Here is a 12,942-nt window from a genome sequence, read left to right as displayed (position 1 = left end):
GTACTTAACAAAAAAAGGAGGGTAAATATGAAGGAAAAAATTGAAAGGCTTCTAGAAACTGCTAAGAAAATTGAGCTTGGTGGTGGGGAGCAAAGAATTGAAAAGCATCATAAATCAGGAAAGCTTACTGCAAGAGAGAGAATTAACCTTCTATTTGATGAAGGTAGTTTTGTAGAAGTTGACAAGTTTGTAGAACATAGATGTACAAACTTTGATATGGCAAAGGTAGAGGCTCCTGCAGATGGGGTAGTTACTGGTTATGGTACAGTAGATGGAAGACTTGTATTTACTTATGCCCAAGACTTTACGGTAGTAGGTGGATCTTTAGGTGAGATGCATGCTTCTAAGATTTGTAAGGTGCAAGATATGGCATTGAAAATGGGAGCACCAATTGTAGGATTTAATGATTCGGGTGGAGCTAGAATCCAAGAGGGAGTAGATGCTTTATCAGGATATGGAAAGATATTCTATAGAAATACTATTGCATCTGGAGTTATACCTCAAATTTCAGTTATAATGGGACCTTCAGCAGGTGGTGCAGTTTATTCACCAGCCTTAACAGACTTTATATTTATGGTAGATAAGACCAGTATGATGTTTATTACCGGACCCCAAGTAATTAAATCTGTAACAGGTGAAGAGGTTACACAGGAAGAACTGGGCGGTGCAAATACTCACAACAAAATATCTGGAGTTGCACATTTTGTGGACAAAACGGAAGCTGAATGTATTGAAAGAATTAAAGAGTTATTATCTTTCCTACCTTCAAATAATTTAGAACAAGCACCAATCTATACTATAGAAGATGAAATAAATAGAGTAGAAGAAAAATTAAATGAAATAGTTCCTGTTAATCCTAATAAACCCTATGATATGAAAGAAATTATAAAGCTTTTAGCTGATAATGGAGATTTCTTTGAAATTCAGCCATATTATGCACAAAATATAATAACTGGATATATTAGATTAAACGGAAAAACCATAGGAATTATTGCTAACCAACCTAAGATATTAGCTGGATGTTTAGATATCAACGCATCAGATAAGGCGGGAAGATTTATTAGGACTTGTGATGCTTTTAATATTCCACTACTTAACTTAGTGGATGTTCCAGGATTCTTACCAGGTACTGAGCAAGAATATGGTGGAATCATTAGACATGGTGCTAAAATGCTATATGCTTATAGCGAAGCAACTGTACCGAAGGTTACTTTAATAGTTAGAAAAGCTTATGGTGGAGCTTACCTTGCAATGTGCTCTAAGGATTTAGGAGCAGATCAAGTATTTGCATGGCCAAATGCTGAGATAGCAGTTATGGGACCTGATGGTGCTGCAAATATTATATTTAAAAAGGATATTGAAAACTCTGATAATCCAATAGAAACTAGACAAGAAAAAATTGCTGAGTATAGAGATACTGTAGCTAACCCATATATTGCAGCTCAAAGAGGATTCGTAGATGATATATTAGTTCCAAGTATTACAAGACCTAGATTAATTTCTGCTTTTGATATGTTAGAGTCTAAGAGAGAAAATAGACCTGCAAAAAAACATGGCAATATGCCAGTATAAAAGAGGTGAAGTAATTGGGTGATATTATTAGTTTTGGAGATAGTTTAATAATCACGGTATTTAGCATGGTAGTAGTATTTGTAGGTTTGATTGTGCTTGCAATGCTTATATCTGTGCTAAAAAACATAGGTGGAGAAAAGAAGGTTGAAGATGTTAAGAAGCCACAAACACCAATTAAAGCTAAAGAACCAGTAAAGGAGAAACTAGAAGAAACTACCACAAATGATGAGGAATTAGTAGCAGTTATTGCTGCAGCTGTAGCAGCAAGTTTAGGGGTTAGTGTGCCAGAGGTAAATATAAGAAGCATTAGAAGAATACCTCAAAATTCTCCTACCTGGGCAACAGCTGGTAGACAAGAACAGATATACGGTAAACTATAATAAAAGCTTCATTGGAAGTATAACTGAGGAAGCTTTTATTGGCTACTGCATAAGCAACTTGCACGAAATCAAAGGTTTCGGCAATCTGCTTGAAACTCATCGACGGAAAATTTCTAAATATAATTAAAAAGTAGAATTTTCCTATTCGTTATAATAAAAATTTCTAGGGAGGCATAGCAATGAGAAAGTTTATAATAAGTGTTAATGGTAATTCTTATGAAGTAGAAGTTGAAGAGATAGCAGGGGGAGAGTCCAAAAGACCAGCTGCACCATCAGTATCACCAACTCCAGTGGCAGCTCCAGCACCAAAAGCTGCACCAGCACCAGCTCCAAAGGAAGAGAAAAAAGAAGTAGTAGTATCAGATGGACAAGAAATAGTTGAGGCTCCGATGCCAGGTAATATTTGGAAGATAGAAGTAAAAGAAGGAGATAAGGTTAAGGCTGGAGATATTTTGTTAATACTAGAAGCTATGAAGATGGAAAATGAAATATTAGCTCCTAGAGATGGGATAGTAGCTAGCATTAATACTACGCAAGGAGCTACTGTAAATACAGGTGACAGGTTAGTAGTGTTAGACTAATTCCATTAAGAAAGGAAGGTAAGTTTCATGAACGTAGGAGATATATTACTGGATTTTTTCCAGAGTACGGGATTTGCTTCCATAACTTGGGGACAAGCCGTAATGCTTTTTGTATCCTGTGTATTGCTATATTTAGCAATCGCTAAAGGATTTGAGCCACTATTACTTATTCCAATTGCATTTGGTATGTTATTAGCCAATTTACCCGAAGCTGGTTTAATGGCACCACCAGTTGTGAAAATAATGCCTGACCCTGTAACAGGGGAACTAGTCTCTAAAACCGTGGAAAATGGAGGACTTTTATATTACTTGTATCAGGGTGTTAAGCTAGGTATATATCCACCCCTTATATTTTTAGGTGTTGGCGCAATGACAGACTTTGGACCACTTATTGCAAATCCAAAGAGTATATTACTTGGAGCAGCAGCACAATTTGGTATTTTCGTAACATTTGTAGGGGCAATTCTTTTAGGATTTACAGGACCAGAAGCAGCTAGTATTGGTATTATTGGTGGAGCAGATGGACCAACAGCGTTGTACTTAACATCAAAATTAGCACCACATTTACTAGGACCAATAGCAGTTGCAGCTTATTCATATATGGCTTTAGTGCCAATTATTCAACCACCAATTATGAAGGCTTTAACAACTAAAGTTGAAAGAGAAGTAGTGATGGACCAGTTAAGACCAGTATCAAAGAAGGAAAAAGTTATTTTCCCTATTATGGTAACTATAATAGTTTCATTAATACTACCTTCAGCAGCATCTTTAGTTGGTATGCTAATGTTAGGTAATTTGTTTAGAGAATCTTTACTGACAGACAGATTATCTAAGACAGCACAAAATGAACTAGTAAATATAGTTACAATATTTTTAGGAACTACTGTAGGAGCAACGGCAAATGCTGAAACATTCCTTACAGGTAAAACGTTAAGTATTATAGGATTAGGACTTGTTGCATTTTCTATAGGTACAGCTGCAGGAGTATTGTTTGGTAAAATTATGTACAAAACTTCTGGAGGTAAGGTTAATCCGCTTATAGGGTCTGCTGGAGTATCAGCGGTGCCAATGGCAGCTAGAGTATCTCAAAAAGTTGGGCAGGAAGCTAATCCAAGAAACTTCTTGTTGATGCATGCTATGGGACCAAACGTAGCAGGAGTAATAGGTTCAGCTATAGCGGCAGGATTGCTGCTGAATTTCTTTGGAGGCTAGAATATAGTGAATAACTAATAGTGAATAGTGAATAGTTTTGGAAGATGAAGAAGTTCAAGTCTTTCGTTATAACTATTCGTTATTCACTATTCACTTTTCACTGGTTTACGGAGGTGAAACTATGTATCAAGGTTACATAACTGATGTTCAAGGTATTAAAGTAGGCCATGTACAGTCAGAGGAAGGCATGACTGGGTGCACTGTGGTTATATGTGAGCAAGGGGCAACAGGTGGAGTAGATGTAAGGGGATCGGCTCCGGGGACTAGAGAGACAGATTTATTTAAGGCAGAAAAGATGGTAGATAAGGTCCATGCCATAGTTTTATCCGGTGGGTCTGCATTTGGTTTGGAGGCTGCATCTGGTGTTATGAAATATCTAGAAGAACAAAGCATTGGATTTAACGTGGGAGTGACTAAAGTTCCCATAGTGGCTTCTGCTGTTATATTTGATTTAAATATCGGAAACTATAAAATCAGACCGGATTTTAATATGGGATATAAAGCTGCTGAAATTGCAAACTCTTATGAAAATAGGCAAGGGAATATAGGATGTGGCATGGGAGCTACAATAGGAAAGATTCTAGGACCGCAGAGTGCTATGAAATCGGGACTAGGTTCAGCAACTGTAAAAGTAGGAGATTTAGTGGTATCAGCCATAGTTTCTGTAAATAGTTTTGGTGACATATATGATTTTAGATTCAATAAGCAAATTGCAGGAGTATATGATTATAAAAATAATAAGCTATTAAACACTGTAGAAATTATGAAAGATATGAATAAGGATTTAGGATTTAATGTACAAAATACAACTATAGGTGTAATAGGAACAAATGCAATTCTGACTAAGGCAGAAGCAAATAAAGTTTCTGAAATGGCTCATAATGGTTATGCAAGATCCATAGATCCAATACATACCATGTTAGATGGTGATACTATATTTACTATGGCCACTAATGAAATAAAGGCAGACATTAGCCTTATAGGAACATTAGCAGCTGAAGTTATGAGCAAAGCTATAATAAATGGAGTATTATTTGCAGAAGGTAGTCACGGGTTAAATGCATATAAGGATATTTAAAGAATTTACAAATAGAATATATAAATTAAAAAGAATAATTAATAAAAATAATATTGCATTAATATAAAAATAGAATTATAATGTTTTTGTCAGAAGGCCAACATCAACTAGAGTTGGACTGAATGGATTTTAAAGTAAAGTATTTTATCGACTGGTATCCAAAAATAAAAGGAACTAGAGCGGGAGGGGTTTTAATGGTAAAAGAAAAAGGATTTAATGTAAGAAAGATGGCCATTATTGGAGTATTAGGTGCTATTTCGGCAGTATTAGGTATGACTCCATTAGGTTTTATACCCGTAGGACCTACAAGGGCAACAATAATGCATATACCTGTTATTATTGGTGCAGTAATGGAAGGTCCGATAGTGGGTGGATTTGTAGGTTTGATATTTGGATTATTTAGTATTTTTCAAGCTCTAACTAATCCTACACCAGTATCATTTGTATTTTTAAATCCATTGGTTTCGATATTACCAAGAGTATTAATAGGAATAGTGTCATACTATGTATATAATACTCTAAGCAATTTAGGTAAGAATAAGACTATGGCAATATTATATTTGATGTGGGTAGGAATAATAGGATATTTATCTTATGGAATATATATAAATATTATAAATTCACAGAGCATATGGATGACTCTAATGAATATAGTTCTTATAATATTGACTTCAATAATAGCTTATTTTACTCAGATTAAGTTTAAGGATAAAGCATTAGATGTTGTAATAGCTTCTGCTATAGGAACATTAACCAATACTATGGGAGTTCTTTCCATGATATATTTGTTTTATGCTGAAAGATTTGTAGAAGCTATAGGGGGAGATGTTTCCACTGCAAGAAAAATTATTTTTGGGATAGGTATAACTAACGGTATACCTGAGGCTATTATAGGGATTATAATAGTGACTTCTGTAGTAGGAGCTTTGAAGAGTAAGGGATAAGAAACGAGGTGTGAAACTATTGTTATTAGTAATAGATGTTGGTAACACTAATGTAGTATTCGGAGTATATAAAGATAAACAATTATTATACGATTGGAGAATTGCAACAGAAAAGGATAGAACGTCTGATGAATATGGACTTTTATTTGAGCAAATTTTTAGATATCATGGATTAGACCCAAAAGAAGTAAAAGATGTTATTATTTCTTCTGTAGTACCACCATTGATGCATACTTTACCAGCTATGAGTATAAAATACTTTGGTATAGATCCTATTGTAGTAGGTCCTGGAGTTAAAACTGGAATGAATATAAAATATGATAACCCAAGAGAAGTAGGGGCTGATAGAATAGTAAATGCTGTAGCCGCTTATGAAAAATATGGTGGTCCTTTAATAATCGTAGATTTTGGTACGGCAATTACATTTTGTGCAGTATCTAAAGAAGGAGATTATCTAGGAGGTGCTATTACTCCAGGAATTAAAATTTCTTCTGAAGCATTATTTATGAGAACAGCAAAACTTCCTAAGGTAGAAATCGCAAAGCCAGATAGAGTAATAGCAAAGAATACAATAAATAGTATTCAGTCAGGATTAGTATTTGGATATATAGGAATGGTTGACTATATAATAGAAAAGATGATTAAGGAAATGGGAGAAAATGAAAGAACAGTAAATATCATAGCAACTGGAGGATTTTCAAACCTTATCGCAGCAGAAAGTAAATATATTAAAAAGATAGATAAATTACTGACTTTAGAAGGCTTGAGGATAGTATTTGAAAGAAATAAGTAAGTAGCTAAATAGCTACTTACTTTTCTAATATTCGAGGTGAATGTATGAGAATAGGAAATGTAAAATTGGAGAATAATGTATTCTTAGCTCCTATGGCAGGAGTCACAGATTTAGCTTTTAGAATACTATGTAAGGAAATGGGAGCGGGATTAGTAGTTTCTGAGATGGTTAGTAGCAAGGGGATATATTATAAGGATCCTGGAACTAAGACTTTATTACAAGTAAATCCTAAAGAAAGACCGATAGCAATTCAAATATTTGGATCTGATCCAGAAATAATGGCAAATATTGTAGAAGAATATTTAAATCCTAGAGAAGATATAGATATTATAGATATAAATATGGGCTGTCCTGCACCTAAGATAGTTAAAAATGGCGATGGTAGTGCTTTAATGAAAGATATTATATTAGCTAGAAAAATACTAAGAGAGGTGGTGAAGGTGTCCAATAAGCCTGTCACCCTAAAGATACGAATGGGATGGGATCATGATAATATTAATGGGGTAGATTTAGCAAAGATAGCAGAGGAAGAAGGAATTTCTGCATTAACTGTTCATGCAAGAACTCGAGATATGTTTTATTCTGGAGAAGCTGATTGGAATTTTATCAAGAAAGTTAAAGAAAGTGTTACTATACCTGTCATAGGAAATGGCGATATTTTTGAACCAGAGGACGGGGTTAGAATGTTTGAGTTGACTAATTGTGATGCTATAGCCATAGGTAGAGGTTCTCAAGGAAATCCATGGATATTTAAAAGGATAATTAACTTGATGACAGGAAAAGAAGATATATTACCTTCTCCTGAAGAAATTGTTCGTATGTGTATAAAACATTTAAATCTTGTTTGTTCTATAAAAGGTGAGAGAGTTGGAGTAAGAGAAATGAGAAAACATACTGCTTGGTATTTAAAAGGGTTGAGGAATTCAAATGAGGTAAAAAATCTTATATATACAATTGATAATAAAGAAGAGATGGAAAGAATATTGCTTGAATATATTGGTCTTTATTCATAGCAATATGTAATGAATATAATGCCTTTCTCATATAATAGAGTTAAAATTAGAGAGGAGGGTTATTATAGGACTTTTATATATATTAGATAGTGAGAAATATTTAGAGTATTATAAAGAAGGATTTATAAAATATATTCCAGAGTTTATTTTACCTAGAATTAAGCCTAAAATAATAGATAATATTATGAGAGAAAATGATATAATAGGTAGGATGGCTGGAATAAATTTGAAACCTATTGATTTTGATGATGAATATAAGCTTAAAGAATATTTAAATGCTATAATGAAACTTAAGGATGAAGACTGTACAAAATTATTTATTGAAGGATATGAGAAGTTAAATAAGGAAACTATATATCATATTCAAGAATTTACAAATATGAAAATACTAGATGGAGAAGAAACTAGAATAAATAATCTTCCTTTAGTAATGAAAGATATATGTAATTTAATGAAAGAAGATATAGCTGAAAAGGAGATTTTAGTTATATGTGATGACAAAGAGAAAACAAAACGAACAATCAAAGAAATTTCAAAGGATGTTAGGTTTGTAACTGCCATAGGCTGTGAAGAATATAATGATGAAATTTATGAATATATTTTGGAGGAAACAGGATTATCTCTATTTTATCCAGTAAATATTGATAGAATCTTAGAAAATTATAGTATGATAATTAACTTAATGGATGGTTTAAGTCTAGATTTTTCTAAGGTGAGGAGAAATTGTATAGTCTTTGACTTTGGACAGGGAAACTCCTTGCATAATAAGAAAAGACCTCCTTTTATCCAAGATTTTGCATTTAATTTCAATGATCTAGGCGTTAATAAAAATAGATTGATGCAAAATAGGGTTCTTTCTAATTTATTTGAGGCTTTAGTAGAGGATAGAAAAAAAGATATAAAATATTTATATTCAGAAGGAAACTACTATTCAATAAAAGATTATGTAAATTTGTTTATAAAAGTCAAAGGAAAGTTCTAAGTACTTGACATTATGGTTCCACTTGATTATAATATCTTGCATACAAGTAGGAAATGTACTTTATTTCTATTAATGTTAATAGTTTTGCATAGATAAATAATATTATAAGTAAGTTTAAAAAGCACTAATATTTATTAGTTAAAGGAGAGAGTGAAATGCCAGAAAGAGATGTATTCTTAACAGAAGATGGATTAAAAAGGCTAGAAGATGAATTAGATGATCTAAAGACTGTTAGAAGAAAGGAAATTGCTGAAAAGATAAAGCAAGCTTTAAGCTTTGGAGATATAAGTGAAAATTCAGAATATGACCAGGCGAAAAATGATCAGGCTCAATTGGAAGAAAGAATTGCAAAATTAGAGATGATGCTGAGAAATGCAAAAATAATAGATGAAGATGATATTACAACTGATGTTGTAGGTATTGGTTCTAAGGTTTTAGTAAAAGACTTAGAATATGATGAAGAAATGGAATTTATCATAGTAGGGTCCGCAGAGGCTGATCCCTATAATGGTAAAATATCAAATGAGTCTCCTGTAGGGTCTGCACTTTTAGGACATATGTCTGGTGACATTGTGGAAGTAGTAGTTCCAGACGGGAAAATAGAATATCAAATACTAACTATTACTAGATAAAAAGGATTAACAAACTAAGGAGGTAGAGTAATGGGAGAAACGGAATTAAACTTAAATGAAATGCTGATGATGAGAAGGGAAAAGCTTAAAGAATTAATTCAAAAGGGCAAAAATCCTTTCCTAGTTGAAAAATTTGATTATACACATCATAGCTCTACTATTAAGGACAAATTCGAAGAGTTAGACGGCAAGAAGGTAGCAGTTGCAGGAAGAGTTATGTCTAGACGTGGACATGGAAAGGTTAGTTTTATAGATTTACAGGATAGCGAAGGACGTATTCAAATCTTTGCAAAACAAGATGTATTAGGTGAAGAAGCTTATAAAGATTTAAGTCTTTTAGACCTTGGAGATATTATAGGAGTAAATGGAGAAGTATTTAAAACAAACGCTGGTGAGATATCTATAAGGGCTGAAGAAATAATTATAATGAGCAAATCCTTACAGATACTACCAGAAAAATTCCATGGACTAAAAGATCAGGACTTAAGATATAGACAAAGATATGTAGATTTAATAGTAAATCCTGAGGTTAAAGAAACCTTTATTATTAGAACAAAGATTATTAAGGCAGTAAGAGAATATTTAGATGAAAAAGGATTTTTAGAAGTAGAGACTCCAATTTTAAGTCCAATAGCAGGTGGAGCAAATGCAAGACCTTTTGCTACACATCATAATGCATTAGATATCGATATGTACTTAAGAATAGCAAATGAACTATACTTAAAAAGACTTATAGTTGGTGGATTTGAAAAAGTCTATGAAATGGGTAGAATGTTCAGAAACGAAGGTATGAGTCCAAAACATAATCCTGAGTTTACTAATATAGAGCTTTATCAGGCATATGTTGATTATGAAGAAATGATGAGATTAACCGAAAATCTTTTTGCTTATGTGGCAGAGAAGGCTTTAGGAACGACTAAAATAAATTACCAAGGTACTGAAATAGAATTATCTCCGCCATGGAGAAGATTAGATATGGAAGATGCAGTAAAAGAATTTACTGGTGTAGACTTCTCTACAATTAATACTGATGAAGAAGCTATTGCTATTGCTAAGGCAAAGGGACTTGAGATTAAACCTGGTATGACTAGAGGTCATATAATATCAGAGATGTTTGAAGAATTTTGTGAAGCACATTTAATTCAGCCTACGTTTATTACAGGACATCCAGTAGAGATATCACCTCTTGCCAAGAGAAATCCAGAGGATCCGAGAAAGACTAATAGGTTTGAGGCATTTATCAATACTTGGGAACTAGCTAATGCTTTCTCAGAATTAAATGACCCAATTGATCAAAGACAAAGATTTGAAGATCAAGTTAAACAAAAGGATTTAGGAGACGATGAAGCACATCCTATGGATACAGATTTCCTAAATGCAATAGAGGTAGGGCTTCCGCCTACAGGAGGGCTTGGTATTGGTATAGATAGAATGATAATACTACTTACAGATCAACCAAGTATTAGAGATATATTGTTATTTCCAACCATGAAGCCTTTGGACGAATAGTCCATAAAATAGGAGTGCCGTAGGATAACTATGAAATCTTTAGATGAATAATAAGTCATTGAACTATGTGGCAGGATAAAAAATTCCTGCCTTATTTTTTTAACTATATATGAGCCTCTTGCCTTAAATAAGGAGGAATACAAATGAAGAAGATTTTGCATATTATATCTCAATATCCTGGAAAGACAGGAAGTGGAACATATTTACAGGCATTAATATTTGAGGGAAAGAAAAAAGGACATATTCAAAGCCTTGTTTCAGGAATACATAATGGAGATATTATTAATTTGAAAAATATAGACAACTTCTATCCTGTAACCTTTAAAACAAAAGAGATCCCATTCCCAATAGTAGGCATGAGTGATATCATGCCTTATGAAAGTGCTAAGTATTGTGATTTAACTGAGGATATGTTAAATAGATGGAAAGAAGGTTTTATAAAAGCAATAACTAATGCTATAGAGAATTTAAAGCCTGATATTATATTATCTCATCATCTCTGGTTATCTACCTCTTTAGTAAAGGAAATTGCTGAGGATATTAAGGTAATAGGTATATGTCATGGTACAGATATTAGACAACTTGAAAAATGCCCTCAATATGGAAAAGAAGTATTAAATGGTTGTAGAAAGCTTGATTTGATTTTATCTTTAAGCGAAGAACAAAGACAGCTCATTAACAAAGTATATGGCATTTCTAATGACAAAATAATAGTTATAGGAGGAGGATATAAAGGAGATATATTCTTTCCTCCATTAAATAAAGTATATGATGAAAATATAAAAATAGTATATGCAGGTAAATTAAGTTACGCTAAAGGTGTAGTATCCTTACTTAAGGTATTTAAGAATATAAGTGAAAAATATAATGTTAAACTTTTGTTAGTGGGATCAGGTACAGGAGAAGAAGAGCGATATATTAAAGAGTTAGGATTTAGGCTGAAGGGAAATATAAATTTTCTAGGTGAATTGAGCCAAGAAGATTTAGGTAGAATTTTTAGAGAATCGGACATATTTGTATTACCTTCCTTCTATGAAGGTCTATCCCTAGTCACAATAGAAGCTTTAGCTAGTGGATTGCTAATAGTTGTAACGGAAATTCCAGGGTTAATATCTAACCTAGGCGATATTATTAATAATAGTGGAGTAATAGAATATGTTAGATTACCTAGAATGATTCAAGTAGATAAACCATTAGGAGAAGAGTTGCCATTATTTGAATATAGACTTCAAATTGCAATTGAAAAGCAAATTGAAAAAATATATAGAGGATATACTATAGATTATAGTATTGAAAAGGAAGTAAACAAAATGTCTTGGGATAATATATTTAATAGAATAGAAAAATACTTTTAGGTCTTATTTATATAAGGCCTTTATTATAACTTATAAGAAAGTATCGTTTACTTTCGTATGAACTTAACTTAAATGGAATTCAAAAAAAGGTTCCTTTAATTCATTAACACTTTGATAAAAGCTTTTTTTATTTTCTAAAACCGCTCAATGAATAAAACATGGCTCAAAGTAAAAACTACCATTAAATAGAACAAATGGGAGGTATATTATGCAAATAAATTTGAGTCAAAAAGAAAGAATGATTTTAGAGGATGGAAAACATCAAGAAGATGTCTGTGTTAAAAAATATCAAAGCTTTGCCAATCAAGCAAAAGATCCTAATCTAAAGCAATTACTAAATAAATTAGCTTCAGAGGAGCAACATCACTATAATATTATTAATGAGTTGTTGCAAGGCAAGAAGCCAAACTTAACACATAGTAATCAAAGTATGAGTAATGACCAGACCCCTGCTACATCTACCGCTAATAATATGTCTTTTAACAATCCTGAAGATGCTTTACTTTGTAGTGACCTATTAGCCACTGAAAAATATGTATCTGGATTTTATGATACTGGAGTGTTTGAGTCTGCAAATAAGGATGTAAGGGAAGCATTACAGCATATTCAAAAGGAAGAACAAAGGCATGGTGAAGAGCTTTTCAATTATATGCATACCCATGGAATGTATAACGTTAAATAAGAAAATGAATAGTTTATATAAGAATGTAAGGCGAGCTGTGCTCGCCTTTATTCATTTATTTTGAAAAACTTGAAAACTTTTTTAAAATAGGTATTGACTTTAATCACTAAAGAGAGTATCATAGTAAAAGTCGGCTGTGACATTGAACAAAACAAATCAAATTAAAGATTTAAAAAAAGTTCAAAAAAACAGTTGACAAGTCTCTCGAA

13 protein-coding genes are annotated in these 12,942 nt (G+C 32.7%); all 13 read left to right on the top strand.

Annotation, left to right across the window (positions count from 1 at the left end; genetic code table 11):
• The first annotated feature begins 27 nt into the window (after positions 1-27).
• Entirely contained in the window at positions 28-1,572 is a 1,545-nt protein-coding gene (locus KQI38_RS14690) for an acyl-CoA carboxylase subunit beta (protein WP_216560752.1), read from the top strand.
• Between the two features lie 14 nt (positions 1,573-1,586).
• Positions 1,587-1,952 (top strand): OadG family protein, encoded by a 366-nt coding sequence (locus KQI38_RS14685; RefSeq protein WP_216560750.1) that lies wholly within the window; start codon positions 1,587-1,589, stop codon positions 1,950-1,952.
• Positions 1,953-2,131: 179 nt separating this feature from the next.
• Positions 2,132-2,533: a DUF2118 domain-containing protein gene (locus tag KQI38_RS14680; protein WP_216560748.1), complete on the top strand. Its 402-nt coding sequence runs from the start codon at positions 2,132-2,134 to the stop codon at positions 2,531-2,533.
• 27 nt (positions 2,534-2,560) lie between these two features.
• Positions 2,561-3,745 (top strand): sodium ion-translocating decarboxylase subunit beta, encoded by a 1,185-nt coding sequence (locus KQI38_RS14675; protein WP_216560746.1) that lies wholly within the window; start codon positions 2,561-2,563, stop codon positions 3,743-3,745.
• A gap of 121 nt (positions 3,746-3,866) precedes the next feature.
• A complete protein-coding gene (locus tag KQI38_RS14670) occupies positions 3,867-4,823 on the top strand; it encodes a P1 family peptidase (RefSeq protein ID WP_216560744.1) in 957 nt (318 codons plus the stop codon).
• Between the two features lie 194 nt (positions 4,824-5,017).
• Positions 5,018-5,767: an ECF transporter S component gene (locus KQI38_RS14665; RefSeq protein ID WP_216560742.1), complete on the top strand. Its 750-nt coding sequence runs from the start codon at positions 5,018-5,020 to the stop codon at positions 5,765-5,767.
• Between the two features lie 10 nt (positions 5,768-5,777).
• On the top strand, positions 5,778-6,560 hold the full coding sequence (locus KQI38_RS14660) for a type III pantothenate kinase (RefSeq protein WP_256312769.1): 783 nt from the start codon (positions 5,778-5,780) through the stop codon (positions 6,558-6,560).
• A 44-nt stretch (positions 6,561-6,604) separates the two neighbouring features.
• Positions 6,605-7,573 (top strand): tRNA dihydrouridine synthase DusB, encoded by a 969-nt coding sequence (gene dusB / locus KQI38_RS14655; protein ID WP_216560738.1) that lies wholly within the window; start codon positions 6,605-6,607, stop codon positions 7,571-7,573.
• A 184-nt stretch (positions 7,574-7,757) separates the two neighbouring features.
• On the top strand, positions 7,758-8,555 hold the full coding sequence (locus tag KQI38_RS14650) for a hypothetical protein (RefSeq protein ID WP_216560736.1): 798 nt from the start codon (positions 7,758-7,760) through the stop codon (positions 8,553-8,555).
• A 155-nt stretch (positions 8,556-8,710) separates the two neighbouring features.
• Positions 8,711-9,187 carry a transcription elongation factor GreA gene (greA, locus tag KQI38_RS14645; RefSeq protein WP_216560734.1) on the top strand — a complete coding sequence of 159 codons (477 nt, stop codon included), beginning with the start codon at positions 8,711-8,713 and terminating at the stop codon, positions 9,185-9,187.
• A 30-nt stretch (positions 9,188-9,217) separates the two neighbouring features.
• Positions 9,218-10,696 carry a lysine--tRNA ligase gene (lysS, locus tag KQI38_RS14640; protein ID WP_216560732.1) on the top strand — a complete coding sequence of 493 codons (1,479 nt, stop codon included), beginning with the start codon at positions 9,218-9,220 and terminating at the stop codon, positions 10,694-10,696.
• A gap of 143 nt (positions 10,697-10,839) precedes the next feature.
• Complete coding sequence (locus KQI38_RS14635) at positions 10,840-12,051, top strand: glycosyltransferase family 4 protein (RefSeq protein WP_216560730.1); 1,212 nt, start codon at positions 10,840-10,842, stop codon at positions 12,049-12,051.
• A gap of 208 nt (positions 12,052-12,259) precedes the next feature.
• A complete protein-coding gene (locus KQI38_RS14630; protein WP_216560728.1) occupies positions 12,260-12,733 on the top strand; it encodes a spore coat protein in 474 nt (157 codons plus the stop codon).
• Positions 12,734-12,942 lie beyond the last annotated feature (209 nt).

Source organism: Tissierella carlieri, from assembly GCF_018917285.1.
Lineage (GTDB): Bacteria > Bacillota > Clostridia > Tissierellales > Tissierellaceae > Tissierella > Tissierella carlieri.
This window is presented reverse-complemented; position numbering and strand designations above follow the sequence as displayed.

Bases quoted from the DNA above. Each gene is read 5' to 3' on its own strand.
- lysS (WP_216560732.1), top strand. From the start codon at position 9,218: ATGGGAGAAACGGAATTAAACTTAAATGAAATGCTGATGATGAGAAGG.
- KQI38_RS14665 (WP_216560742.1), top strand. From the start codon at position 5,018: ATGGTAAAAGAAAAAGGATTTAATGTAAGAAAGATGGCCATTATTGGA.
- dusB (WP_216560738.1), top strand. From the start codon at position 6,605: ATGAGAATAGGAAATGTAAAATTGGAGAATAATGTATTCTTAGCTCCT.
- KQI38_RS14650 (WP_216560736.1), top strand. From the start codon at position 7,758: ATGAGAGAAAATGATATAATAGGTAGGATGGCTGGAATAAATTTGAAA.
- KQI38_RS14675 (WP_216560746.1), top strand. From the start codon at position 2,561: ATGAACGTAGGAGATATATTACTGGATTTTTTCCAGAGTACGGGATTT.
- KQI38_RS14635 (WP_216560730.1), top strand. From the start codon at position 10,840: ATGAAGAAGATTTTGCATATTATATCTCAATATCCTGGAAAGACAGGA.
- KQI38_RS14690 (WP_216560752.1), top strand. From the start codon at position 28: ATGAAGGAAAAAATTGAAAGGCTTCTAGAAACTGCTAAGAAAATTGAG.
- KQI38_RS14630 (WP_216560728.1), top strand. From the start codon at position 12,260: ATGCAAATAAATTTGAGTCAAAAAGAAAGAATGATTTTAGAGGATGGA.
- KQI38_RS14680 (WP_216560748.1), top strand. From the start codon at position 2,132: ATGAGAAAGTTTATAATAAGTGTTAATGGTAATTCTTATGAAGTAGAA.
- greA (WP_216560734.1), top strand. From the start codon at position 8,711: ATGCCAGAAAGAGATGTATTCTTAACAGAAGATGGATTAAAAAGGCTA.
- KQI38_RS14670 (WP_216560744.1), top strand. From the start codon at position 3,867: ATGTATCAAGGTTACATAACTGATGTTCAAGGTATTAAAGTAGGCCAT.